The 24251-nt window shown below is 62.6% G+C and carries 23 protein-coding genes and 1 tRNA gene; 3 read left to right on the top strand and 21 right to left on the bottom strand.

The window, feature by feature from the left end; translation table 11 throughout:
- Positions 1 to 5 precede the first annotated feature (5 nt).
- The 5 genes from recJ to IG197_RS00225 form a co-directional block, all read right to left on the bottom strand.
- Positions 6 to 1796: a single-stranded-DNA-specific exonuclease RecJ gene (gene recJ / locus IG197_RS00245; protein ID WP_192316261.1), complete on the bottom strand. Its 1791-nt coding sequence runs from the start codon at positions 1794 to 1796 to the stop codon at positions 6 to 8.
- Between the two features lie 56 nt (positions 1797 to 1852).
- Entirely contained in the window at positions 1853 to 2827 is a 975-nt protein-coding gene (gene glpX / locus IG197_RS00240) for a class II fructose-bisphosphatase (RefSeq protein ID WP_067961708.1), read from the bottom strand.
- Between the two features lie 191 nt (positions 2828 to 3018).
- Positions 3019 to 4335, bottom strand: a complete 1317-nt coding sequence (locus IG197_RS00235) for a homoserine dehydrogenase (protein ID WP_192316259.1) — start codon at positions 4333 to 4335, stop codon at positions 3019 to 3021.
- 52 nt (positions 4336 to 4387) lie between these two features.
- Positions 4388 to 5605: an LL-diaminopimelate aminotransferase gene (locus IG197_RS00230; protein WP_067961704.1), complete on the bottom strand. Its 1218-nt coding sequence runs from the start codon at positions 5603 to 5605 to the stop codon at positions 4388 to 4390.
- Positions 5606 to 5653: 48 nt separating this feature from the next.
- Entirely contained in the window at positions 5654 to 5998 is a 345-nt protein-coding gene (locus IG197_RS00225) for a hypothetical protein (RefSeq protein WP_246670701.1), read from the bottom strand.
- A 144-nt stretch (positions 5999 to 6142) separates the two neighbouring features.
- Between IG197_RS00225 and IG197_RS00220 the strand changes: the two genes are divergently transcribed.
- The gene (locus IG197_RS00220) at positions 6143 to 7972 is read left to right on the top strand and encodes an alpha/beta hydrolase (RefSeq protein WP_067961699.1); all 1830 of its coding nucleotides are present in this window, start codon (positions 6143 to 6145) and stop codon (positions 7970 to 7972) included.
- 93 nt (positions 7973 to 8065) lie between these two features.
- Here the strand turns inward: IG197_RS00220 and IG197_RS36125 are convergent, their stop codons facing one another.
- Complete coding sequence (locus IG197_RS36125) at positions 8066 to 8410, bottom strand: hypothetical protein (protein WP_246765279.1); 345 nt, start codon at positions 8408 to 8410, stop codon at positions 8066 to 8068.
- Between IG197_RS36125 and IG197_RS00215 the strand changes: the two genes are divergently transcribed.
- Both IG197_RS00215 and IG197_RS00210 read left to right on the top strand, forming a co-directional pair.
- Positions 8403 to 9398, top strand: coding sequence for a YcbK family protein (locus tag IG197_RS00215; RefSeq protein ID WP_246765278.1), 996 nt, complete (start codon positions 8403 to 8405; stop codon positions 9396 to 9398). The two genes, IG197_RS36125 and IG197_RS00215, sit on opposite strands and share 8 nt — an antisense overlap.
- A gap of 79 nt (positions 9399 to 9477) precedes the next feature.
- A tRNA-Glu gene (locus IG197_RS00210) sits at positions 9478 to 9552 on the top strand.
- A gap of 760 nt (positions 9553 to 10312) precedes the next feature.
- On the opposite strand, the gene IG197_RS00205 is transcribed toward IG197_RS00210, so the two are convergent.
- The 15 genes from IG197_RS00205 to IG197_RS00135 all read right to left on the bottom strand — a co-directional run bounded on the left by IG197_RS00205 (position 10313) and on the right by IG197_RS00135 (position 24239).
- Entirely contained in the window at positions 10313 to 10732 is a 420-nt protein-coding gene (locus IG197_RS00205; RefSeq protein WP_192316256.1) for a hypothetical protein, read from the bottom strand.
- 56 nt (positions 10733 to 10788) lie between these two features.
- Complete coding sequence (locus IG197_RS00200) at positions 10789 to 11088, bottom strand: DUF982 domain-containing protein (RefSeq protein ID WP_067961692.1); 300 nt, start codon at positions 11086 to 11088, stop codon at positions 10789 to 10791.
- A 21-nt stretch (positions 11089 to 11109) separates the two neighbouring features.
- Positions 11110 to 12012 (bottom strand): MEDS domain-containing protein, encoded by a 903-nt coding sequence (locus IG197_RS36115; RefSeq protein ID WP_246765277.1) that lies wholly within the window; start codon positions 12010 to 12012, stop codon positions 11110 to 11112.
- 626 nt (positions 12013 to 12638) lie between these two features.
- Positions 12639 to 13802 carry an ABC transporter substrate-binding protein gene (locus IG197_RS00190; RefSeq protein ID WP_192316254.1) on the bottom strand — a complete coding sequence of 388 codons (1164 nt, stop codon included), beginning with the start codon at positions 13800 to 13802 and terminating at the stop codon, positions 12639 to 12641.
- A 70-nt stretch (positions 13803 to 13872) separates the two neighbouring features.
- Positions 13873 to 14706 carry an ABC transporter permease gene (locus IG197_RS00185; RefSeq protein WP_157097081.1) on the bottom strand — a complete coding sequence of 278 codons (834 nt, stop codon included), beginning with the start codon at positions 14704 to 14706 and terminating at the stop codon, positions 13873 to 13875.
- A gap of 2 nt (positions 14707 to 14708) precedes the next feature.
- Positions 14709 to 15506 (bottom strand): ABC transporter ATP-binding protein, encoded by a 798-nt coding sequence (locus IG197_RS00180; RefSeq protein WP_192316252.1) that lies wholly within the window; start codon positions 15504 to 15506, stop codon positions 14709 to 14711.
- A gap of 81 nt (positions 15507 to 15587) precedes the next feature.
- Complete coding sequence (locus IG197_RS00175) at positions 15588 to 16637, bottom strand: alpha/beta fold hydrolase (protein WP_192316250.1); 1050 nt, start codon at positions 16635 to 16637, stop codon at positions 15588 to 15590.
- Between the two features lie 10 nt (positions 16638 to 16647).
- Complete coding sequence (locus tag IG197_RS00170; RefSeq protein WP_210346891.1) at positions 16648 to 17157, bottom strand: heme-binding protein; 510 nt, start codon at positions 17155 to 17157, stop codon at positions 16648 to 16650.
- Positions 17158 to 17376: 219 nt separating this feature from the next.
- Positions 17377 to 18273, bottom strand: coding sequence for a helix-turn-helix transcriptional regulator (locus IG197_RS00165; RefSeq protein ID WP_192316248.1), 897 nt, complete (start codon positions 18271 to 18273; stop codon positions 17377 to 17379).
- Between the two features lie 172 nt (positions 18274 to 18445).
- Complete coding sequence (locus IG197_RS00160) at positions 18446 to 20065, bottom strand: dihydroxyacetone kinase subunit DhaK (RefSeq protein WP_192316247.1); 1620 nt, start codon at positions 20063 to 20065, stop codon at positions 18446 to 18448.
- A 13-nt stretch (positions 20066 to 20078) separates the two neighbouring features.
- The gene (locus tag IG197_RS00155; RefSeq protein ID WP_192316245.1) at positions 20079 to 21074 is read right to left on the bottom strand and encodes an ABC transporter ATP-binding protein; all 996 of its coding nucleotides are present in this window, start codon (positions 21072 to 21074) and stop codon (positions 20079 to 20081) included.
- Positions 21067 to 22164 (bottom strand): ABC transporter ATP-binding protein, encoded by a 1098-nt coding sequence (locus IG197_RS00150; protein ID WP_182574075.1) that lies wholly within the window; start codon positions 22162 to 22164, stop codon positions 21067 to 21069. The genes IG197_RS00155 and IG197_RS00150 overlap by 8 nt, the downstream gene beginning before the upstream one ends.
- Before the next feature lie 4 nt (positions 22165 to 22168).
- Positions 22169 to 22357 (bottom strand): hypothetical protein, encoded by a 189-nt coding sequence (locus IG197_RS00145; RefSeq protein WP_067961671.1) that lies wholly within the window; start codon positions 22355 to 22357, stop codon positions 22169 to 22171.
- The gene (locus IG197_RS00140) at positions 22354 to 23295 is read right to left on the bottom strand and encodes a carbohydrate ABC transporter permease (RefSeq protein WP_067961669.1); all 942 of its coding nucleotides are present in this window, start codon (positions 23293 to 23295) and stop codon (positions 22354 to 22356) included. The genes IG197_RS00145 and IG197_RS00140 overlap by 4 nt, the downstream gene beginning before the upstream one ends.
- Positions 23292 to 24239, bottom strand: a complete 948-nt coding sequence (locus tag IG197_RS00135) for a carbohydrate ABC transporter permease (protein WP_067961667.1) — start codon at positions 24237 to 24239, stop codon at positions 23292 to 23294. Before IG197_RS00135 ends, IG197_RS00140 begins: the two co-directional genes overlap by 4 nt.
- Positions 24240 to 24251 lie beyond the last annotated feature (12 nt).

Here is a 24251-nt window from a genome sequence, read left to right as displayed (position 1 = left end):
CTCGGTCAAGGACCGGCCAGCGACGCGTCGACGATCCTGAACTGGGCCGTGCGGCTGCCATTCCAATGATTGACCGAAATCGAGCCGGCGACGTGTATTGCACGGTCGCGGTTCCGGAACAGGAAATCGCCAAGTGGCGTCTCCGCCGCCCTGAACGCCATCGCCTGGACCTTGCCGCCGCTTTCCGAACGCAGGTCGATGCGGATATGTGCGGTGCCGACCAGCCTGGCATCGGCGATGCGATGCCTTGGCAGGACGAAAACGGGCGGCACATGCCCTGCCCCGAACGGTCCTGCCTTCTCCAGCGCGTCGACGAGGTTCAGCGTCGCGCCTTCAGCGGCCAGCGCACCGTCAATCTTCAGGCTTTCCTCATCCTGCAGGCGGAACACGTCGGCTGCGGCGCGCTGCTCGAAGAAGGCGCGCAACTCGCCCAGCTTGGCGCGCTCAATGGTGATGCCGGCCGCCATGGCGTGCCCGCCACCCTTGACCAGCAGTCCGGCTTCGACCGCTTCGCGCACCAGCCGGCCAAGGTCGAAACCGGACACGGAACGGCCTGACCCTGTGCCAACGCCATTCGGGTTGAAGGCAATCGCAAAAGCCGGGCGGCGCGCGTGATCCTTGAGACGCGATGCCAGCAAGCCAACGATGCCGGGGTGCCATGTGGTGCTCGCGGTGACCAACACGGCCGGGCCCGGTCCGGCGCCGATTTCGGCATCGGCCTCGGCGCGTGCCTCGGCCAGCATCTCCGTTTCCATCGCCTGGCGCTCCTGGTTCAGGCGGTCGAGCGTTTCGGCGATGGTTCCGGCTTCGACCGGATCGTCGGTGGCAAGCAGCTTGCTGCCGAGCGCCGCGTCGCCGATGCGCCCGCCGGCATTGATGCGCGGGCCGAGCAGGAAGGACAGGTGGAAGGTGTTGAGCGGCTCGCCGATGCGCGCGACGCGGGCGAGTGCCGTCAGCCCGACATTGTTCTGCTGGCGCATGGCCTGCAGCCCCTTGACGACGAAGGCCCTGTTCACGCCGGTCAACGGCACGACGTCGGCGACCGTCGCAAGTGCCACAAGGTCGAGCAGCTTGAGCAGATCGGGACGCGGCGCGTCAGGCAGTCGCGCGCGCATCACCTTTGCCGTCTGCACCAAGGCCAGGAAGGTGACGCCGGCAGCGCAGAGATGGCCTTGGCCGGAGAGATCATCGTCGCGGTTCGGATTGACCACGGCCACGGCATTCGGCAGCGCGCCGCCGACCTGGTGATGATCGAGCACCACGACATCGGCGCCGGCCTCGTTGGCCGCGTCGATGGAGGCGGCGCTGTTGGTACCACAGTCGACGGTGACGATCAGGCTCGCGCCGCGCCCGATAAGCTCACGCATCGCATCCGGGTTCGGGCCGTAACCTTCGAAGATGCGGTCGGGAATGTAGATCTCGGACTCGATGCCGAAATGGGTGAGAAATCGCTTCACCAGCGCCGACGAACAGGCACCGTCGACGTCATAGTCGCCGAAGATCGCGACCTTTTCCCTGCGCAGCACCGCGTCGGCAAGGCGCGATGCCGCCTTGTCCATGTCGGTCAGCGAGGCCGGATCGGGCAACAGGTCGCGGATGGTGGGATCGAGGAAACGCTCGGTGTCCTCGGGCAGCACGCCGCGGCCGGCAAGCACACGGGCGACGATGTCGGGCACGCCATGCCCCTGGGCGATGGCTAGCGCCAGCATGTCCTGGCGTTCGGTCAGGCGATGTTCCCAGGAAACACCGGTGGCCGAACGCCTTACGCCGAGAAAGTTACGCTTTTCAGTCGCCATTCAGTTGAGGTCCACCCGCTTCGGATCGACCATAGGCGACCACAACAGGCGCGTAATCAGAATTTTTCCAGATCCTGATGGCGTGCCTTGATCTCACGCACGGTCTTGGATGACGAGCGCAGCACGATCGTGTGGGTGGTGATCGAGTCACGACCGAACTTGACGCCGGCAAGCATGTTGCCGTCGGTGACGCCGGTGGCAGCGAACAGCACGTCGCCACGCGCCATCTCCTCGACGCGGTAGACCTTTTTGGGGTCGGTGATGCCCATGGTGGCGGCGCGCGCAACTTTCTCAGGGGTGTCGAGCATAAGGCGACCAAGCATCTGGCCGCCGGTGCAGCGCAGCGCTGCAGCAGCCAGCACGCCTTCGGGCGCGCCGCCGGTGCCGAGATAGATGTCGATGCCGGTTTCCTCGGGATCGGTGGTGTGGATGACACCGGCAACGTCGCCGTCGCCGATCAGACGGATGGCAGCACCGGTCTCGCGCACGGCTTCGATCAGCTTGGAATGGCGCGGACGGTCGAGGATGCAGGCGGTGATTTCTTCGACCGGCACGCCCTTGGCCTTGGCGACGCTGGCGATGTTGTCGGCCGGCGAGGCGTCGATGTCGATGACGCCCTCGGGATAACCCGGGCCGACGGCGATCTTGTCCATATAGACGTCAGGCGCAAACAGCAGGCTGCCCTTTTCGGCAATGGCGATGACGGCAAGCGCGTTGGGCAGGTTCTTGGCGCAAATGGTGGTGCCTTCGAGCGGATCGAGCGCGATGTCCACATCTGGGCCGCCGGAACCGACTTCCTCGCCTATGTAGAGCATCGGAGCTTCGTCGCGTTCGCCTTCGCCGATGACGACCGTGCCGTTGATGGCAAGGCGGTTCAGTTCCTGGCGCATGGCGTCGACCGCAACCTGGTCGGCGGCCTTCTCGTCACCGCGTCCGCGCAGCCTGGCTGCAGCCACGGCGGCCCGCTCGGTGACGCGCACGAGTTCCATGGTGAGAATCCGGTCGAGGCCGGCTACAACGCTTTTCGCCATAATACTGGGTCCTGAAGTCGATGAATTCGGAGCGCCCAAACCGGGCCGGCTCTTATTGTCAAACCCGCATGACAACGGCAAGACCTGTTGCCCGCTTTATCGAAAGCGAAACAATATCAATCGATTGAAAGGGAATTGCGGCTTGACTGCCTGGCCGGGGGCACAATTGCGCCCCTGGCCTAGACGCCTGCTCAGCCGGCACGCTCGATGCGGATGACCTGCGGCTTGTCGGTCAGGTGGCCGTCCTTGGTCACGCCGTCGACGGCCTTGCGCACGGCAGCCTCCGTGGTCTCGTGGGTCACCAGGATGACGGTCTTCTGGGCGATGCCACCTTCGGTGCCATTGGCGTGCTGAACGATCGATTCCAGCGAAATGTCGTTGTCGGCCATGCGCTTGGCGATCGCTGCGAAGACGCCGATGCGATCATGTACGGTCAGGCGGATGAAGTAGCCGCCGGCGTGGCTGCGCATCTGCGCCTTTTTGTAGGGCTTCAGTTCCTTGGCAGGGCGGCCGAACACCGGACCATGCTGGAAGCCGGGACGGCTCTTGGCGATGTCGGCGATGTCGCCGACGACGGCCGAGGCGGTCGCATTGCCGCCGGCGCCGGGGCCCGACAGAAGTAGCTCGCCCAAAATGTCGGTTTCGATCGCCACCGCATTGGTGACGCCGTGGACCTGGGCGATGACGGATGCCGTCGGCACCATTGTCGGGTGCACGCGCTGCTCGATGCCGCTTTCGGTGCGCTGGGCGACGCCGAGCAGCTTGATGCGATAGCCCAGTTCAGCTGCCGCACGAATGTCGGCCTGGGTGATGTTGGAAATGCCTTCGAGATAGATGTCGTCGGCCGCAATCTTCGAACCGAACGCCAGGCTGGTCAGGATGGCGAGTTTGTGGGCGGTGTCGTTGCCCTCGATGTCGAAGGTCGGATCGGCCTCAGCATAGCCCAGGCGCTGCGCGTCGGCGAGGCATGCCTCGAAGGTCAGGCCTTCGGCTTCCATGCGCGTCAGTATGTAGTTGCAGGTGCCGTTGAGAATGCCGAACACGCGATTGACGCTGTTACCGGCCATCGCCTCGCGCATCGTCTTGATGACCGGGATACCGCCGGCAACCGCCGCTTCATAGTTGAGAAGCACACCCTTCTTCTCGGCGACCTCGGCCAGCGCCACGCCATGCTTGGCGAGCAGCGCCTTGTTGGCGGTCACGACATGGCGGCCGGCATCGAGCGCGGCACGCACACAGGCGCGCGCAGCACCTTCGTCGCCGCCGATCAATTCAACGAAGACGTCGATGTCGGCCTTCTCGGCCAGCTCGATTGGATCGTCGTACCATTGCGCGCCGCTCAGGTCGACACCGCGATCGCGGCTGCGGTCGCGGGCGGAAACGGCCGTCACGACGATTTCGCGACCGCATTGCCGGGTGAGCTCGGCGCCCTTGTCGCGCAGCACACGCGCCACCGAAGCACCGACCGTGCCGAGACCGGCAATTCCAACACGCAATGCTTCAGCCATGGTCGCGGCGCCTCTTTATTTCAATCGTTCTGGGAATGTGGCGCGGTGCCGCTCAGCGATGGGCTGCGAGCGGAACCACGTTGTTGGGGTGTTTGGCTGTGGTCTGCAGGAAGCGCTTGATGCTTCGTGCTGCCTGGCGGATGCGGTGCTCGTTTTCGACCAGCGCCAGACGCACATAGTCGTCGCCGTGCTCGCCGAAGCCGACGCCGGGAGCGACAGCCACGTCCGCATGTTCGATCAGCAGCTTGGAGAATTCGAGCGAACCAAGATGCTTGAACGGCTCCGGGATCGGTGCCCAGGCAAACATCGTCGCCGCCGGCGCCGGGATTTCCCAGCCGGCACGGGTGAACGAGTCAACCATCACGTCGCGGCGCTTGTGATAGACTTCGCGCACCTCGGCTATGTCGGCACCGTCGCCATTGAGCGCGGCAGTTGCCGCCACCTGGATCGGCGTGAACGCGCCATAATCGAGGTAAGACTTCACGCGGGTCAGTGCGGCGATCAGGCGCTCGTTGCCGACGGCAAAGCCCATGCGCCAGCCCGGCATCGAAAACGTTTTCGACATCGAGGTGAACTCGACGGTGACGTCGATCGCGCCCGGCACCTGCAGCACCGAGGGCGGCGGATTGCCATCGAAATAAATCTCCGAATAGGCAAGATCCGACAGGATGATGATGTCGTGCTTCTTCGCAAACGCCACGACGTCCTTGTAGAAGTCGAGCGAGGCGACGAAGGCCGTCGGGTTCGACGGATAATTGAGGATCAACGCCAGCGGCTTGGGGATAGAGTGGCGGACGCCGCGCTCGAGCGCCGGAATGAAGCCATCATCCGGCTTGGCCTGGAGTGAGCGGATGACGCCGCCCGACATGATGAAACCGAAAGCGTGGATCGGATAGGTCGGATCCGGGCACAGCACGACGTCGCCAGGCGCGGTGATCGCCTGTGCCATGTTGGCGAAGCCCTCCTTCGAGCCCAGCGTCGCAACGACCTGGGTATCGGGATTGAGCTTCACGCCAAAGCGGCGGGCATAATAGTTGGCCTGGGCGCGGCGCAGGCCGGGAATGCCGCGCGACGACGAATAGCGGTGGGTGCGCGGGTCGCGCACCACTTCGCAGAGCTTGTCGACGATGGCGGTCGGCGTCGGCAGGTCCGGATTGCCCATGCCAAGATCGATGATGTCGGCGCCCCGCGAACGGGCGCTGGCCTTCAGCCGGTTGACCTGCTCGAAGACATAGGGCGGAAGGCGGCGGACCTTGTGAAATTCTTCCATGTCAGTTCCAGGTAAACGGGGGCTCGGCGATGCGTGCGCGATATACACTCAATTGCAGGCGGGGTCGATAGTCTCGCACTTGCCTTCGATGGCCTTCAGCGTGTCGTCGCCGTGCTTTCTGGCAAGCGTGGTCATCGCCGCCGAATTGCCACCGCCTGCGCCGGCCTTGGCGCCCTGGCGCTGTCTGGCAGCCTGGAGTTCGGCCAGCTTGGCGGCCTTCTGGTCCTCGGTGAACTGGGCGGCGGCCACCTCAGGCGCAATGTTGAGATTGGGGTAGGTGCCGGTATCCTGCGCGCCACGTCCGGTTGCCGGTGCAGCGCTGCTGTCGGCGCTGGTCGTGCTGGTGCAGCCGGCAGCGGCAATGGCCAATGCCAGCACGCCCGCGGACAACATCACGCGGGAGCAGAAAAAAACATTCCGACCAACACTATATGTCATAAAGTTTCCCCGACAGGCGCGGTAGAGCGCGTTGGACCCGGTAAGACGTCACATGATACTATGTCAACAATGGGCGCTTTGGGAGGACCAGCAAGAACCATGGCGAAGGTAGACGATTCGGACAAGCAGAGTGGCGATACCCCCTCCTCCGTCGAGCAATACCTCGTCAAAGATCCGGAACGTTTTGCGCTCAACATGGCCCGCATGATCGAGCAGGCCGGGAAGGCAGCCTCCGCCTGGGCCGAACCGCGCGAGAAGGGCGAGGTGCGCGACACCGTCGCCGAGCCGATGGCCGACATGGTCAAGACCTTCTCCAAGCTTAGCGAATACTGGCTGTCCGACCCGCAACGCGCGCTGGAAGCGCAGACCCGATTGTTCTCCGGCTATCTCGACGTGTGGAGCAAGTCGATCCAGCGCATGGGGGGCGACGAGGTCGACGACGCCGTCAAGCCAGAACGCGGCGACAAGCGCTTCCTCGATCCCGAATGGGGCCGCAACGCCTTCTTCGATTTCCTCAAGCAGGCCTATCTGGTGACTGCGCGCTGGGCCGGCGACCTCGTCGACCATGCCGACGGTCTCGACGAGCACACCCGCCACAAGGCCGGCTTCTACGTCAAGCAGGTCGCCAACGCGATTTCGCCGTCCAATTTCATCCTCACAAATCCGGAGCTGTTTCGCGAAACCGTCGCCAGCAACGGCGAGAACCTGGTGCGCGGCATGAAGATGTTTGCCGAGGACATTTCGGCCGGCAAGGGCGACCTCAAGCTCCGGCAGGCCGACTACAGCGGCTTCGAGATCGGCAAGAACATCGCCACCACGCCGGGCAAGGTCGTCGGCCGCAGCGACGTCGCGGAAATCATCCAGTACACGCCGACCACCGACAAGGTGCTGAAGCGGCCGCTGCTGATCTGCCCGCCATGGATCAACAAGTTCTACATCCTCGACCTCAACCCGCAGAAATCCTTCATCCGGTGGGCGGTCGAGCAGGGCCACACGGTCTTTGTCATCTCCTGGATCAATCCAGACCAGCGCCACGGCCTGAAGGATTGGGAAGCCTATATCCGCGAAGGCCTGCAATATGGACTCGACATCGTCGAGCAGGCGACGGGAGAAACCAAGGTCAACGCCATCGGCTACTGCGTCGGCGGCACGTTGCTGGCGGCAGCATTGGCGCTGCTGGCACAGGAAGGTGACCACCGCATCCAATCGGTCACCTTCTTCACGACGCAGGTCGATTTCACCTATGCCGGTGACCTCAAGGTGTTCGTCGACGAGGATCAGATCAAGGCTCTCGAAGGAGCGATGAAGGACAAGGGCTATCTCGACGGCACCAAGATGGCGACGGCCTTCAACATGCTGCGCTCGGGCGACCTGATCTGGCCCTATGTCATCAACAACTACATGCGCGGCAAGGAGCCGACGCCGTTCGACCTGCTCTACTGGAATGCCGATTCGACGCGCATGGCAGCGGCCAATCACTCCTTCTACCTGCGCAACTGCTATCTCGAGAACAACCTGTCGCAAGGCAGGATGGAGCTGGCCGGCCGAACCATCTCGCTCGCCGACGTCACCATTCCGGTCTACAACCTCGCTGCGCGCGAGGATCACATCGCCCCTGCCCGCTCGGTCTTCCTCGGCTGCCAGTATTTCGGTGGCGATGTCGACTATGTCGTCGGCGGCTCTGGGCACATCGCCGGCGTGGTCAATCCGCCCGCCGCCGGCAAGTACCAGTTTTGGTCGGGAGGCAAGCCATCAGGCGATTTCGACGAATGGCTCAAGGGTGCTGCCGAGACGCCTGGCTCGTGGTGGCCGCACTGGCAGCGCTGGATCGAAGCCAAGGACGACACCCGCGTTGCGGCACGCAAGCCTGGCATAAGCGGGCGGGTGCTAGAGGATGCGCCCGGCAGCTATGTGAAGGTACGCGTGTAACCAGCTGTCACAGGCATTGAATTGACGCCCTTTACCAAGAGGGCGAAAACATGGCGCCTATCATGATCTCGCCTTAATTGGCGCCTAGCCCGCTTACTGGGGGATCATTGCCACAAGTTTGAGTGCCGCTTCTTCTGCGGAAGCGTGGTTGCGTAGATGTTCGATTTCAATCGCCAAGCGTAATCGTTGGCCTGCAGTGCATGAGAGGGGATCCGGTTTGACGTCAGGACGACTGCGATTCGCAGACCGGCGCTGCGGCGTTGCGCTGACCGTGCTGGTTTCGCTCATGAGCGTGTCCTGCTCCTCGACGGGCGAGCCGAATTTCGAGCTGACAAATCCTGCGGCCAACGCCGCAACGACCACCGAAACAACCACTGCCCAATCCGTGACCGCAGCAGGCGCCCCAGCCACATCGGTGGCCCAGGCAACGATGAGCACGGCAGGCGACACTGCCCTGCCCGACCAGGTCGGTTATGTCCCACTGATCAAGCCGGGAAGCGAAAACGCAGCGGAAGTCGCCATCGCCAGTGCCGAACAGCCGCAGCAGGTCGCGACGGCAGCCACAGCGGAGCAGCAGAAGACAGCAGCTGTCGCTTCCCAGGCTGCGGACGCAAAACCGGCCAAGCCGCCGGTGCAGCAGGATACCGGCTTCATCCTGACCAATGGTCCGGCAGCCGAACCAGAGGCGCCCAAGAAGAAGGGGCTGTTCGCCTCGTTGTTCGGCTCGTCATCTGCCAAGGCAGCACCTGCGCCCGCCGAACAGAAGGCAAGGCCGCTGATCGCGATGGGCGACGAATCGTCTGAAACCAAGCCGAAGGCACCCGAGGAAAAGGCCAAGCCGATCATCACGCTGGCCTCGGCAAAAACTGAAGCAAAGCCGGTGGAGCTTGCGTCGCTGGGCGGCTCGTCGGGCGGCGATTCGAACTGGGCGCTGCCGGGCGTGCGCACCACCGATCTGTTCGAAATCAAGCGCAAGTCCGGCCTCAGCGACGACAGCGACGTCGACCTGCACGAGGACGAGGATCCAGAACTGTACCAGACGGCATCGGCTGCCGGCATGGCGCGCCTTGCGCCTAACGGGCTGCTCAAGCAGCATGAAAGCGTCGATGTCGCCTGCCTGAAGCCGTCGCTGGTGCGCATCCTCAAGGCCGCCGAGCAGCACTACGGCAAGAAGATGATCGTGACATCGGGCTATCGCAACCCGGAACGCAACCGTCGCGCCCGCGGCGCCAAGAATTCGCAGCACATGTATTGCGCGGCAGCCGACATCCAGATTCCCGGCGTCGGCAAGTGGGAACTGGCGACGTATCTGCGCGCCATGCCTGGCCGCGGCGGTGTCGGCACCTATTGCCACACCAATTCCGTCCACATCGACGTCGGCCCGGAACGCGACTGGAACTGGCGTTGCGGCCGTCGCCGTGGATAAGTCGAAAAAATTTCGCGGCGCAGCAAAAAGACGGGTTGCCTGTCGCGAACAAGCCAACTATACACCGCCTCACCTGAGCGCGCCCATCGTCTAGCGGTTAGGACACCGCCCTTTCACGGCGGTAACAGGGGTTCGATTCCCCTTGGGCGTACCAGGTTTTCTCCACATTTTTTGAGCATTTCGGAATACGCGGCAGCTGCAATTCTTGCACGCATCGTCTCGCTCTCGGTAATGCCCGACGGCACATGTCTGTATTCAAGGCAGGTCCAACTGACCGCCTGTCAATGCACGCCGCTACCGAACGAGAAGCAGAGCCACGAACGGCTATGGCCTCTCCCTCGCCTCATAATGGCTGAGGCGCAAAGCCGTCATGGCTGGATCGACGTGCCCTTCGATCTGCCAGGCGGCGCGGCCGGCCTTGGCGCGGGTTGGGTTGTGGTGAAGTTCGCGCCCTTGCGGGCCGCCGAGGCCGCGGCGGCGAGGCTAACGTCGAAAGCCACGAGAACGGGGGAAAGGGCATCGACCATCGCCTGATCGCCGATCTTTGCGCCACCGATCTCTGCATCCGTGTGAGCTCTGCCCGCAGCGCCTCCCGCATCGGCAGGCCGGTCGAGCCGCTGTCTCCGGCGGCGGCGAAGACGAACGAGGCGAGCAGCACTGACGGCCGAAGGCTTAAGTTAACGCGGACCTTTTTTGGATCGTGACCAAGCCACCAATGTTGGGCAGGCGCGTTGACAGCACGCTCTTGTGGCGCCGCCTAATGAGCAATTTGTTGCTCAGAACCCCGGCTGGTCCCGGCTACATCGCGATAATAGACAAGCTCAGTTCACACACAGGCCCGGCCGCCATCCGTCGGAGACTTGGGCGGGCGTTCAACATAACTCGAGCAGGAACTCGAATGCAGCTGATGGTGACTAATACAGCTTGTCAAAAAGTTGCCAGACGTCGAACGGCAAGTCTTCTTGCTGCGCCTGATCACCATTGTCCCCCGACAATGAGCCAAGAACGGAGATGAACTCTCCCTCAGCTATGATGCGATCGACCTCGCTTCGAGTCTTTTCGCGAAAGAATTCACAGTGGATGGTATCGATAGACCTTCCAACGATGTGGCAGCCAGAGGTCCCCTCATCATTATTGAATCTCAGGTAGAAGAAATCCGGGATGGTTCTCATGCCGCCGACACGAACGGATGCACCCCCTTCAGAGAGTCGTATGAGTCGAAACTTCGCTCCGTGTATTTCGCGCACGCCACGCGCTGGGAAAAGCAACTCTACCTCACAATTGACTTCTCTCCACACCCAACTTTGGCATTTATTTACATCCTTTGAAGGCATGTACGCAATTCCTACAATTTACAAGGCAATCACGAGCGAACGAGTAGAGTTTTTCACTACATCTTGCTGACGATCAGAATACCAACTTCTCTTGCAGCCTCCTCGAATGCAGACCTGGCATGGGACGTCTCTTTGGTCCCTTGCAGGACAGCGAGACAAGCCTCGGTCGCGGTGACGAAATTAGGTCCAGTTGCTCGTGGCCACCGGAAGAGCAGGTACTCGGCTGCTTCTTGAGTGGAGGCTACAGAGCGTATCTCGTCTACGGCGCCAAGCTGAACCAAGACCGGAGTATCGAACGGTTCATCCTCCAACTCACAACCTCGCCTTCTGTGGAGCCCGCAGGCTCCAGTTCCCATTATGATCAATGCTGGAATGCGCTATTCCCCGAGGACAATCCGGACGAGGTCAATTGTACTCCTCGCACCTACCTTCTTGAGCAGATTGGCTCGATGGAACTCAACGGTGCGAGGAACGATACCTAGCTGGCGAGCAATTTCCTTGCTGGAGCAACCCCTCACGAGTTCGCCCAAGACGTTTCGCTCCCTCGATGTGAGCGTGTCGTGCCCCGGAAAGGACTTGGAGCAGATATCGCCATTAACCTCCGCTACTTCCTGTTTTGTTTGCCTGGTGTACTTGCGTCCAGGAGTCTCCAGGAACTCCCATTCGCCACACCTCCTGGCGATGGTAAACTGATGGGCGCGGGCTACATCAAGCAGGTCGACGATCCGACTTTCCGAAAGGGAATACGTGCAGAGAACAACCATCTTCTGGCCAGCGAGCGATCGGTCCAGTTCGCGCTCGTACTCCGTGAACTCCTGAAAATGGTTGGTGCCAATCCAGAATGCGTTTCCACTCACACGCATCCCCTCGTAGCCCTTGGCCAATGCGAGCCGCAGCTTGTTGTGCCACCCCCCGGTAATCCGCTGCAAATCGAACTCGCCGCCGCGCAGATACCAGTCCGTGCCTGCAATAAACTCGATTTGTCCCGCATCGAGGCGCTCATCAAGGTCGGGGACTGACCGGCGCAGCGCATTCCTTGCGTCCGCCTCCGTGATCGGATCAGAGATCGCCCAAACGCAGAACTCGTTGCCTTCCAAACCTGCCTTTAGATACAGGAAATTGGCGTCCAGAAGGTCCTGCTTTGTCTCGTAAAAAACACATATGTGCGTGCCCCAAGCGATTTCGCTTATGGAGCTGATGCCGGAATTGCGTGGCGCTTGGGCCGGGCCAGCAGTGTCTTTCAGATCGTCTTGAACCCTGCGCGCAGCAGAAGATTTCATATGGCTCACCAGTGGGTCCGGCCGAGATTGGGGACCCCCACGTAAACGACCATTTCCAGACGCGTAAACCTGACAATATCAACAGTACAATATTCGCCGACCGCTTATCGTTCGTACTCCTAGGCCATAAACAGGCGGCTGCATTTAAAGGCCATTTCAACTAATTGTTGTGCGCAAGACGCGGGTTCGTAGCACTCGGAGCCGCTCGAACTGTAACGCACGTCGGCGAAGAGGGTTCCCCGCTAACTCCTCGGCCATTGCTGACAAGCCTCCCCAAGAACTGCGATGAACAGCCGTATGGCTCGCGGATTCCGACCGGAAGCCAGATGGCCGCCGCGATCTCGAGGATTTTGCAAAGGCGTATCCGGCCCCATGGGCGCGGCAGGAAAATCCGGGCACACGCAAGACCGGAACAGGGAGCGAGTGGCCATAGCATCGCGATCGTCATCGGGACGCGGATAGCGCATCCCGATGATGCAGAGGCGGCGGCGCTACTGCTCGAGGATCTGGCGCGCTGACGGCGCCGAGCGCATCAACGCCGGGGTCGATGTGGACTTCGAATCGCTTGGCGGCGCGGCGGGCCCTGCCTTGGACGGGTCGGGGCCCACCGCGGTACTCAGTCGAGATCAGTTGATGACGTTGCCGTAGAAGCCGGCCTCGACCTTGGCCATGTCGATCGCGGCCAGATCCTCAGGCAGGGCATATTTGTCGGCATCGGCATGCACCGCCGCGACGTCGAATTTGTTCGCATCGGCGATGAAGGCGTTGGTCACGAACCGCTCCGTGTCGATGTCGATCGACGACTGGCCGATCTTCTTCAGGATCTTGAAGAAGCTGTCCCAGCCCTGGATGTCGTGCTCGCCCCAACCTTTCCGCTTCGCCATGTCGCCCTTGAAGGTGCGATGGATCTGCATGAGGCTCTCCGTGCCATAGCGCGGGCCGTAATTCGCTTTCGTCGTCGGCAGTGCCTTGAAGACGATGTCGGCCGCGGCCCGTGGATTGCGGTCGGCAAATGCGCTGCCCATGGCCCAACCCTTGAGATATTGGGCGAGGAAGTGGCGGCGGTCCTGGTCCTCGATGTCGGCACGTCGTACGACCAGCGAATTGGACGGCAGCGGCGAGCCGCGCATGCCGAGCCAGTAGTCGAAGTCGAGCCCTTTGGCCGAGAGGTCGGCGCGCAACCCTTCCCAGGCCAGGCAGGCATCCCCCTGCCCGCCCGCGAGTGCCGTGGTCCAGGTCGGCCAGCCGGCCTCGACATATTTGATCGACTTCGGGTCAACGCCGGCAGCTGCAAACATCGGATCGCAGATCGACTGCCAGGCGGCCGACCCGAGCAGCACAGTCTTGCCCTCGAGCTTGGCAAGATCCTGCACGCCCTCGCCTTTGCGGAAGGCAAAATTGAAGAGGTCGAGATTGCCGCTGCCGAAGACCGAAACCAGATCCATCCCGCTGTTGACGGCATAAGACAGCACGCCTGGTGATGGGAAGCCAATGTCGGCCTGTTCGACGGCCAGGAATTTGACCACGGCAGTGCCATCCGACGGCCCCGGCTGCATTGCCGTCTCGACACCCAGATCGCCGAAATAGCCCATCTCCTTCGCCACCCAATAGGGGTAGTCGTCCATTACCTCGATGGTCCCGCGCGGCGAGATCCAGTTGAATGGCGAGGCGTAGGGCTTTGCGAATGCGATGCCCGGCTTGAACAGGCTGCCTCCGACTACCGTGCTCGTCACCAGGCCTCCCGCTCCCACCTGGAGCAGCCTGCGGCGTGAAATGTTGGTCGTTGTCATTGCATGTCCTCGATACAGAAGACCGCGGTCAGGTGGCGCAGGCGGGCGCGGTCATTCCCCGCCCGGCCAATCAGCTCTCCCAGCCGGCGAGTTTCTTGCCGAGCCAGAAGAAGAAGGCGTAGATCGCGATGCCCGTAACCGCGAGGATCAGGATGCAGGCGAAGAATTCGGGCATGCGCAGCGTCGACGAATAGGTCGTCAGTCGGCTGCCTATGCCGAACCCGCCTCCCGACATCTCGGCACCCACTGCGGTGATCATTCCGAAGATTGCGCCGATCATCAGTCCGACGATGACCATCGGCATCGCCATGGGGATGCGGATCTTGGTGAATATCTGCAAGGTGCTGGCGCCATATGACCGCGCAAGCGCGATCTTGCCCGCATCGACGCGCCTGAAGCCGGTCGCCGCGTTGACCATCACCATCGGGCCGGAGGCCAGGGCGACGGCAATGACACGCGGCGTGTAGCCGAAGCCGAAATTCAGGATCAGCAACGGCACCAGCGCCAACATCGGCGTGGTCACCAGAAGCAGGATGTATGGCGTGATCACCTTCTCGACGAAGGGGAACTGGGTGATAACGGCCGCCAGCACCAGCCCGATCGAGGCGCCGATGGCGTAACCGGCAAACAGCTCGAACAGCGTGTAGCCATAGTGCTGCGAGATTGTCGTAATCTCCGGCGAGGCGAAGACGGCGGCAATGGTCGACGGTGCCGGCAGGATGAACTGAGGGACATCGAAGAAGCGCAGCAGGAATTCACCGCCGCCGATGACGAGGACGGCAACGGCAAGGATCGCAATGATCTCACGCGCACCCTGGCCGCCCATGCCGCTGACGATTCCCGTGGCACTGGCAAGGCCAGAGCCTCCGGTCGGCAAGTCTGAATTGTGGGTCATGTCGGTCATGGTTACCCCGCGGAGGTCGTGCGCCTTGCCGGCGGCACCTGATGCTTGATGTCGGATTTGATGTCGTTGACGAGGTCGAAGAACTCACGGGTTTCCATGAGTTCCAGCGGACGCGGCCGTTCGAACGGCACGTCGACGACCCTGGAGATGCGGCCCGGACGGGCGCTCATCACGTAGACCTTGTCGGAGAGAAAGACGGCCTCGGCGATGGAGTGGGTGATCAGGATCACTGTCTTGCGCGCCTCGATCCAGATCTCCTCGACAAGCTTGTTCATCTCATCGCGTGTGAAGGCATCCAGCGCGCCGAAGGGCTCGTCCATCAAGAGGACGTCAGGGTTACTGGCGAGTGCGCGCACGATCGAGGCGCGCTGTTGCATGCCGCCGGAGAGCTCGCGCGGCATCTTCTCGCCGAAGCCGCCAAGGCCAACACGTTCGAGTAAGGCCTCGACCCTGTCCCTATCCGGCCTGATCCGGCGCAATTCGAACGGCAACGAGATGTTTTGCTCGATGGTGCGCCAGGGCAGCAGGTTCGCTTCCTGGAACATCATGCCGATGCTGGGATGCGGCTGCTTGATCTCATCCTCGCCCAGGTGGATCCGGCCGCCGCTCAGCTGGTGGAGGCCAGCAATGGACCAGAGCAAGGTGGTCTTGCCGCAGCCGGATGGTCCGACGACAGAGATGAACTCGCCAGCCTCGACGATCATGTCCACGTCCTGCAGCGCGTGGACCACGCCTGAGTGCGCTGCATATGTCTTGGTTGCGCCGCTTATGCGCAGCGCCTCGTGGGTATGGTCTCCCATCCCATCCTCCCTGTCCGGGACATGCTTCTCCCGTTCCAGCGCCATCGGCGCCGACCAAGAGTTGCGTCCCTGTTGTTGGTCTCAGTTGTTGAGAAGAGCCCTCAAATGCTCATCCACCTGGCTGATGTAGCCGGGTTCAAATCCGTTGAGGCCCATATGGCCTTCCGGGGTGTGGATGAGCTTCAGTTCCGCACGCTCGATCAGGGCACAGTCCGCTTCGCACTCATGCGGCGGGAAAAACATGTCGTGACTGATCGGCATGACATAGGTTTTGGCGGTGATCCGTTTCAGTGCCATCGGGAGGTCTCCGCCCGTGTGGCGGGAAACATCGGCCCGCTGCCACTTCCACATTTCGCAGAGCAGCACGTTGGGATCCATGGGTTCGAAGTAGGCTTTCATCACCCCGTTGATGAAGTCGTCGGGCGACGACATGCCGAGCACGTTCCGCCAGCGTTCCTCCTGGTAGAACTGCGGCGACCACCCCAGGGTTGCCACGATCCTCGCCAGGCGATCCATACCGTCGCGCACGTCATGGCCGCTCTTGTACCAGCCGCCATTCCAGCCGGGATCGGACATCAGCGCGTCGGCGCAAACATCGACGAAGATGGCCTGGTGATGCGAGATGCGGGCAGTTGCCGCGATCGGTGCTGCGCGCACGACCATGTCGGGATAGCGCACAGCCCATTCATAGACCTGCTGCCCACCCATCGACCCACCGACGACCAGTGCCAGCCGTTCGATGCCGAAATGCTCTGTCACGAGCCTGTGTTGGGCCCTGACATCGTCCCCAATGCGCAGCTTCGGAAACCTTGCCATGGATTGCGGTGCCGGCGAGTTCTGCGGCGACGACGACACCCCGCCGCCAATCTGGTCGACGACAATGATGAAGTACTCGTCGGGGTTCAGCGCGTGATCGCGACCGACATAGACATCCGCCATCACCTTGCCCGTCCCGGAGAACCAGGTTGTCACCAGGATGGCGTTGGACTTCTCGGCGTTGAGGCGACCGAAGGTGCGATAGGCGAGTTTTGCGCCACGCAGCGTTTCACCATCTTCAAGGACCAGGTTTCCGAGATCGTAAAGCTTGAACTCGCCCTGCGTTTCACGACCGTAATACGGATTGTCGATCATCGTGAGGCCCTCAGTCGAGGCTCTTCGAGACAGCGTCGAGGCCGGCCTGCGCGCAGCTTTCGTCCTGGTCTTCGCTGGCGCCGCTGACACCGATCCCGCCAATGACGTCACCAGAGGCTGACTTGACGGGCAGACCGCCGGCAAAGGCGACAAGGCCCGGGACAAAAGCCGCACCCGGCAATCCCGCGCCCACGCCATCGCGCTTCACGCCAAAGGACAGGTCAGCCATGGCCCGGGTCGGAGCGGCGTAGAGCGCGGATGTGGTTGCCTTGTTCTCCGCGATGTCGGTGCAGGCCTTGCAGGCCCCGTCCTGTCGCGCGGCGGCAATGAGCCGTCCGCCATCGTCGACCACGACGACATTGACCTTGGCGTGTCCTGCGGCTGCCTGTGCCGCGAAGCAGGCTGCGATCATCCGTCCGGCCGCCTCATAACCAAGTACGGGCTTGGCCAGCCCCTCGGCCGCACTGAGCGTCGGCAGCCATGCCACCAGCGCCGTTGTCACAAGCAATCGTTTGCTCATCTCGTCTCCTCCCTCGGCCAAGCCATCTGTCTGGGGGCTTCAGCATCGAAGGAGCTTACGAAGAATGCTTGGTGACCATCTATCGCGAACATTCGCGATGCCGACCACAGTTCGCCGAAACTTCAGTTCATCGGCATATCATATTGATAATGCTTACTTTACGATGGCCGGCGGCAGAATAGCGAGAACCGACGACCGCGCGTGCGGCAGTGCTACCGGCTAGGACAAGTCAGACCGGGCAAGCAGACTGACCAAAGCCGATGTACTGGAGGCACCGGTCTTCTGCCGGATGCTCCTGAGCTGATGATCGATCGTGGAAAGTGAGCGGTCGCGAACCCGCGCGATCTCCTTGTAGCTCATCCCCTTCGCAACCAGCCGTGCAATCTCCAGTTCGGACGCCGTCAGTGTCGCAAGTGAGGCAGTGTCCGAAACGCCCGCATATGCGGCCAGGGATCCCTGTGGTTTCCCAACCTCATCGCGAGAGCCTTGGTCGGCAATCTGCTTGGATACGGCGATGATCGGGCCCAGGACATCCGTCACGGTCTGCTCGAAGCAATCGTAGAGACCGGATTCCCAGGGCACCAGGTGTTCGGTCCAGTCGGCACAGATCAGGCCGTAGCCGCCGCGCTCGGTGCGAAGCGCCCAGGCGAGTTTCGATTTCGTCCGCGCCCCGGACATCCTTTGCCGCAGCCGCATGGTGACCCGGCGGTCCTGCTTGATGTCGGCAAAGATCAGCGGGCGAGGGTCAAGCCACATCGCCTGCATGGCGACGTCGCGGTTGTCGACAGCCTTGCCGCATCCGAACGAGGGAACGTCAAAGTTCGCGTCCTTTGCTTCCGCAAAGCCCGGGAAATAGTCCTTCGCCTCACACATCCCGAAACCGGTATCGACACGCTGGCATCCGAGCTCGGCCCGCAGCCAATTGGTGGCGACCGACCAGCACCCCGGCAAATCGTCGAGACGAAGCAGCATATGCGCGGCCAGGTCGCGCGCATGGCGATAGCGAATGGTGCTGCGATCGAGGAGGCGGTTTCGCAGCTGTCGCTGCGCGGCAAGGATGCCCCCGCGGAAGTCTTCCGCAAAGGCTGGATACGTGTCCTGGTTTCGCCCGTCCACCAACCCTTCCCCTCTGACGCGCTGTGTCTGGCCAAAAGTTCGGCTGAAGGACAGGGCGACACGACGTTCATTCAGACTCTAAGCCGCCCCATCAATGAGTCAAATCCTGGATGGCCTGATCGGCAAGCGCAGACACCTCTCCGCGCCAACCCACCAAACCAGCCAACGCTCTTTAGGTTGCCAGATGTTCAAACAGCCGTGCCACAGCCTCCGCGCCGGGATCGATGTGGCCCTCGAGCTGCCTGGCGTTGATGTAGGCGGCGCGACCGGCTTTGGCGCGGGTGAGTGTGGCAGTGTAGTTGGCACCCTTGCGGGCGGCCGTGGCAGCGGCGGACAGGCTGTCGCCAAGGGCGTCGAGGGCGGGTGCCAGGGCGTCGACCATTGTGCGATCGCCGATCTTCGCGCCGCCGATCTCCTGCATGCGCGCCAGCCCTGCCCGCAGCGCCTCACGCATCGGCAGGCCGCTGGAGGCGCCGTCGCCGGCTGCGGCGAAGAAGATGGCGAGCAGCACGCCAGATGAGCCGCCCATGGTCTGGCTCAGTTCCTGGCCGATAGCGCGCAGAAGCTGTGTGTGGTCGGACAAAGGCAGCCGGTCGATGGCGCTGATCAGGGCGCGGGCAGCCCCGGCCAGCGTCGACCCTGTGTCACCGTCGCCCGACTTGGCATCGAGCGCGTTGAGGTCCTGCTCGGCCGCGATCAGCACGCTGCAGCAATTGACCAGGAAGGCGCGCGTGCCCGCGTGGTTGGACGGCATCGGCGTGATCGGCGTCAGCCCGTCGGGCATGGGCGCGACCACGAGCGACCTGACCTGCGAGACGCCGGGCCATGCCGGGATCGCGACGGGCGCCTTCAGCAGTTCCAGTTCCGTCGCGTCGGCGGGAAATACCGAAATGGAAATACCCTGCATGTCGAGCGAAGTCATCAGCGGCGACGGCCCGATGGCATGAGTGATCCTGTCACCGATGGACGACTGCAGCAGGTCATGCGCCAGCACCGACATTTCGAGCACCGAGGTACCGCCGAGATTGTTGACGAGCACGACATGTGGTCCCTCGCCCATAAGTGCCGCCAGCCGCTCGACCATTGTGGCGACGGAGGAGCGCGCGCCGGCGAAGTCGATCTGCTCGACGCCGGCCTCGCCGTGGATGCCGAGGCCGAGTTCGGCCTTGCCGAGCGGAATGCGATCCTCCTTGGGCGAGCCAGGAACGCTGCAGGTGTCGAGCGACATGCCGATCGAGCGGGTGCCCGCAATCACATGCTTCGCCGCCGCCGTCACCGTCTCCAGGTCAGCACCACGTTCGGCGAGCGCACCGGCAATCTTATGCACAAACAGCGTGCCGGCGACGCCGCGCGCCTGCGGCAGGTCGGGCAAGGCGATGTCGTCGCCGACGATGACCATCGAAACGTTGAGGCCGAAGGCCCGTGCGCGCTCGGCAGCGAGGCCGAAATTCAGCCTGTCGCCGGTGTAGTTCTTGACGATCAAAAGGCACCCAGCCGGACCGGTTACCGCCAGGATGCCGGCGAGCACGGCGTCGACGCTGGGCGAGGCAAAGACGTCGCCGCAGACCGCGGCCGTCAGCATGCCCTTGCCGACGAAGCCGACGTGGGCCGGCTCATGGCCGGAGCCGCCGCCGGAGACGATCGCCACCTTGGACCTGTCCCAGTCGCTGCGCAGCACGACGCGGATATGCGGATAGCCGTCGAGGCGGGTCAGCGCGCCGCCCGACAGCGCCAGCACCCCATCAATGGCCTCGGTGACGACGTCTTCGCGCCTGTTTATGAATTGCGCCATGAAATCTTGCTCCTCAAGCTAAACGCATGCCCGCCGCATCGAAGTAGAGCGGCCGCGACGGCTGGATCCGGATTGTTTCGCCGCCCTTGAGCGGCGTATGGGCATCGGTGACGGTGACGAGGTCGTGCCGCTTCAGATTGAGATGCAGCCGCGTCTGGTCGCCGAGATGCTCGACGCGCTTGACCAATGCCTCCTCGCCCTCGCCCTGAACGATGTGCTCGGGGCGCAGGCCAATGCTTTTCGCCCCCGACGGCGCTCCGGCAAAGATGTCGGCCGGCAGGACGTTGATGCGCGGCTGGCCGAGCCGGGTTGCGGCATAGACACTGACCGGCTGCTCGTAGACCTCGCGCGGCGAGCCGAACTGCACAAGTTTGCCTTCGTTCAGCACGCCGACATGGGTCGCCATCGTCATCGCCTCGATCTGGTCGTGGGTGACATAGAGCAGCGTCGCCCCCAGCTTGGCCTGGATGCGCTTCAGTTCGATGCGCAGGTCGGCGCGCAGCTTGGCGTCGAGCGAACTCAGCGGCTCGTCCATCAGGAATATCTGCGGATTGCGCACCAGCGCACGGCCTATGGAGACGCGCTGCATCTCGCCGCCCGACAATGCGGTCGCCTTGTTGTCGAGCTTGTGGCCGATCTGCAGAACCTCGGCGACCTCCCTCACGGTCCGGTCGATGAGATCGCGTGGCGTGTTGAGCAGCGGTGATTTCAGCGGAAACTCAAGGTTCTGCCGCACCGTCAGATGCGGATAGAGCGAATATTGCTGGAACACCATCGCCACGTTGCGCTCCGCCGGCGACAGCCCCTTCATCAGGCGTCCGCCGATATGGACCTTGCCGCTGTCGGGCACATCGAGCCCCGAAACCATGCGCAAAGTCGTCGTCTTGCCGGCGCCCGTCGGGCCGAGCAGCACGACGAAGGAGCCGTCGGGGATGGTCAGTGACACATTGTCGAGCGCGACCGTGCCACCGAAGCTCTTGGTCACGTTTTCAAGGACCACTTCAGCCATGTCCCAGCACTCCGTCATTGGCGTCCGATCGCAGCGCCTTGCCGGTTTCGGCGTCGAACAGTGACAACGTCCTTGCGTCGAAGGCGAGGCCGACCAGCTCGCCCTCGCGGACCGGCCGGTCCGAGGGAATACGCGCCTTGAGGTCGCCGTGGCTCGATCGCAGCGTCACGATCTGGGTGGTGCCTAGATATTCGACCGCTGTGACTCGCCCCCTGTATGCCGACTCGGTGGCGAACCTGACATGCTCGGGCCGAACGCCGAGCGTCAGCTTGCCGGCCCGCCCCTCCCGCGCGGCCGGCACTTCGATCTTCGCCTCGCCGAGATCGACCGACTTGCCGCCAATGCCGATCATGCCTTCGAAATCGAGGAAGTTCATGGATGGCGAGCCGATGAACTGGGCGACGAACTTGGTCGCCGGCCAGTCGTAGATCTGCTGCGGCTTGCCGAACTGCTCGACGACGCCATGGTTCATGACGACGATCTTGTCGCCCATCTGCATGGCCTCCAGCTGGTCATGCGTGACATAGACCGTCGTTGCGCCCATGCGGTCGTGCAGCGCGCGCAGTTCCTCAGCCATGTGCTCGCGAAATTCGGCATCGAGCGCGCCGAGCGGCTCATCCATGAAAAAGGCTTTTGGCTGCCTCACGATAGCCCGGCCAAGCGCCACTCGCTGACGGTCGCCGCCCGACAGCCCGCCGACCGGCCGATCGAGGATGTTCTCGATCTTGAGGATGCGGGCGACCTCCTGAACACGCGTCTTCACTTCCTCGCGCTTCATGCCCTGGCTGACCAGCGGATAGGAGATGTTCTTGCGCACGTTCATGTGCGGGTAGAGCGCGAACATCTGGAAGACGAACGCGATGTCGCGCTTGCTGGCCGGCTTCATGCCGACCTCTTCGCCATCGATGAAGATCTCGCCCGAGGTCGGCAGCTCGAGGCCCGCCATCATCCTGAGCGTCGTCGTCTTGCCGCAGCCGGAGGGGCCGAGCAGCATGAAGAACTCGCCGTCCTCGATGGTGAAGGTCGATGAGCGCACGGCGGTGAAGGCGCCGAACTCCTTGCGCACATTCTGGATTCTGATCTGTGCCACGGGCCTACTCCGGGAAATGGCTGACGATGATGAACATCACCGTGCCCAGCAGGGTTACGAGGAAGGACCAGGAATAGAGGACCAGGGCGAATGGCTGCATGAGCATGACGACGCCGGCGGCAATCAGCACCGAGGCCAGCATCTCCCAGGCGCCGCGCCGGAAATGAAGCAATCCGTCGAGGAACCTGGTCATTTGCGTACCGCTCCGAAGGTGATGCCGCGCAACAGGTGCTTGCGCAGGAGAATGGTGAAGACCATGACCGGCACGAGGAACAGCGTCGCGCCCGCGGCGACCGCCGGCCAATCCTGGCCGCTGACGCCGATGATGGTCGGAATGAAGGGCGGCGCGGTCTGGGCATTGCCCGAGGTCAGCAGCACAGCAAAGGCGTATTCGTTCCAGGCGAAGATCAGGCAGAAGATCGCGGTCGAGGCGATACCGGTCGCCGCCTGCGGCAGCACGACCTTGTAGAAAGCCTGGAAGCGCGTGTAGCCGTCGATCAGCGCCGCCTCCTCATATTCGACCGGGATCTCGTCGATGAAACCCTTGAGCAGCCAGACCGACAGCGACAGGTTGACCGCCGTGTAGAGCAGGATCATGCCGGCATGGGTGTCGCTCAGCCCGAGAGAACGGAACATCAGGAAGATCGGGATGGCGACCGCGATCGGCGGCATCATCCGCGTCGACAGGATGAAGAACAAAAGGTCGTCCTTCAGCGGCACCTTGAAGCGCGAAAAGGCGTAGGCGGCTGCTGTCCCCAGCACGATGCAGAGCACGGTCGAGCCGAAGCCGATGATGACGGAATTGGTGAAGCGTTCGGCAAAGCGCGACGGTCCCGAGATGACCAGCCCGTCCTTGCGCACAAGCCTGTCGTACCAGGTCTGGGGCTCGCCGACTGCCTGCAACTGTTCCTCGGTCAACCGGGTGCGGGTGGTGAAGACATTGACATAGCCTTCAACCGTCGGCGTGAAGAAGGTTTTGGGCGGATAGGCGATGGCATCCGACGGGGTCTTGAAGCTGGTACCGATGATCCAGACCAGCGGCAGGATGGTGATCAGCGCATAAAGGACGACAAGTACCCCGGCGAACCACTTCTGCCGGCGCGACGGCTCGGTGATGGAATAGCTGCTCATCGCTCTTTCACCTTGTTCAGGGCTTTGACGTAGATCGAAGCCAGACCGAAGACGGTCACGAAAAGGATGACGGCATAGGCCGAGGCATAACCGGTGCGCCACTTCTCGAAGGCTTCGCGCTTGAGGTTGATCGAGGTGAGCTCGGTGATCGAACCCGGGCCGCCGCCAGTCAGTTGGACGACGAGGTCGAACATCTTGAAATTCTCGATGCCGCGGAACAGAACGGCGAGCATCAGGAACGGCAGCACCAGCGGGATGGTGATGGTCCAGAACTGCCGCCATTTGCTGGCGCGGTCGCATTCGGCGGCTTCATAGATGCTGTCGGGAATGGAACGCAGCCCCGCCAGGCAGATCAGCATGACGAAGGGCGTCCACATCCAGGTGTCGACGATGACGATCGCCCAGGGCGCCAGCGCCACGTCGCCGATCATCGAGAAGCTGGAGGGATCGGCACCCGTCAGGAAGCCTATGGCATAATTGAACAGGCCGATCTGCGGCTGGTAGAGGAAGGTCCAGAAATTTCCGACGACCGCCGGGCTCAGCATCATCGGCAGCACGATGATCGTCGTCCAGAGATCATTGCCGCGGAACTTCTTGTTGATCAGATAGGCGAGCGAGAAGCCGATCAGCACCTGCAGCACCAGCGTCCAGATCAGGAAGTGGGCCGTTGCCTGCATGGTCAGCCAGATGTCCTTGTCGGACAGGATGCTGATGTAGTTCTTCAGGCCGACGAACTCGACCTCGGCATTGGGTCGATTGACGCGGAAATTGGTGAAGCTCAGCCGGATCGTCCAGATCAGCGGAAAGATGTTGACCGCGAGCAGGAGCACGATTGAGGGAGCAACGAAGAGCCAGGCGAGCGAACGGTCAGACAGACCCCGGAAACGCTTGGCAATGGCGTGCGGCGTCGCTTCGGCGACGCGATCCACCGGTGAATGCAGCATTGATATTCCCCT

Source organism: Aminobacter sp. SR38 (assembly GCF_014843375.1).
Lineage (GTDB): Bacteria > Pseudomonadota > Alphaproteobacteria > Rhizobiales > Rhizobiaceae > Aminobacter > Aminobacter ciceronei.
This window is presented reverse-complemented; position numbering and strand designations above follow the sequence as displayed.

Coding starts and splice junctions, on each gene's coding strand:
- IG197_RS00230 (WP_067961704.1), bottom strand. CDS start 5,605: ATGGAAGAATTTCACAAGGTCCGCCGCCTTCCGCCCTATGTCTTCGAG.
- IG197_RS00205 (WP_192316256.1), bottom strand. CDS start 10,732: ATGCCTTCAAAGGATGTAAATAAATGCCAAAGTTGGGTGTGGAGAGAA.
- recJ (WP_192316261.1), bottom strand. CDS start 1,796: ATGGCGACTGAAAAGCGTAACTTTCTCGGCGTAAGGCGTTCGGCCACC.
- IG197_RS00185 (WP_157097081.1), bottom strand. CDS start 14,706: ATGACCGACATGACCCACAATTCAGACTTGCCGACCGGAGGCTCTGGC.
- IG197_RS00190 (WP_192316254.1), bottom strand. CDS start 13,802: ATGACAACGACCAACATTTCACGCCGCAGGCTGCTCCAGGTGGGAGCG.
- IG197_RS00215 (WP_246765278.1), top strand. CDS start 8,403: ATGAGCACGGCAGGCGACACTGCCCTGCCCGACCAGGTCGGTTATGTC.
- IG197_RS00160 (WP_192316247.1), bottom strand. CDS start 20,065: ATGGCGCAATTCATAAACAGGCGCGAAGACGTCGTCACCGAGGCCATT.
- IG197_RS00200 (WP_067961692.1), bottom strand. CDS start 11,088: ATGGGAACTGGAGCCTGCGGGCTCCACAGAAGGCGAGGTTGTGAGTTG.
- IG197_RS00155 (WP_192316245.1), bottom strand. CDS start 21,074: ATGGCTGAAGTGGTCCTTGAAAACGTGACCAAGAGCTTCGGTGGCACG.
- IG197_RS00175 (WP_192316250.1), bottom strand. CDS start 16,637: ATGATCGACAATCCGTATTACGGTCGTGAAACGCAGGGCGAGTTCAAG.
- IG197_RS00235 (WP_192316259.1), bottom strand. CDS start 4,335: ATGGCTGAAGCATTGCGTGTTGGAATTGCCGGTCTCGGCACGGTCGGT.
- IG197_RS00140 (WP_067961669.1), bottom strand. CDS start 23,295: ATGAGCAGCTATTCCATCACCGAGCCGTCGCGCCGGCAGAAGTGGTTC.
- IG197_RS00145 (WP_067961671.1), bottom strand. CDS start 22,357: ATGACCAGGTTCCTCGACGGATTGCTTCATTTCCGGCGCGGCGCCTGG.
- IG197_RS00180 (WP_192316252.1), bottom strand. CDS start 15,506: ATGGGAGACCATACCCACGAGGCGCTGCGCATAAGCGGCGCAACCAAG.
- IG197_RS00170 (WP_210346891.1), bottom strand. CDS start 17,157: ATGAGCAAACGATTGCTTGTGACAACGGCGCTGGTGGCATGGCTGCCG.
- glpX (WP_067961708.1), bottom strand. CDS start 2,827: ATGGCGAAAAGCGTTGTAGCCGGCCTCGACCGGATTCTCACCATGGAA.
- IG197_RS00135 (WP_067961667.1), bottom strand. CDS start 24,239: ATGCTGCATTCACCGGTGGATCGCGTCGCCGAAGCGACGCCGCACGCC.
- IG197_RS00220 (WP_067961699.1), top strand. CDS start 6,143: ATGGCGAAGGTAGACGATTCGGACAAGCAGAGTGGCGATACCCCCTCC.
- IG197_RS36115 (WP_246765277.1), bottom strand. CDS start 12,012: ATGAAATCTTCTGCTGCGCGCAGGGTTCAAGACGATCTGAAAGACACT.
- IG197_RS00225 (WP_246670701.1), bottom strand. CDS start 5,998: ATGTTGTCCGCGGGCGTGCTGGCATTGGCCATTGCCGCTGCCGGCTGC.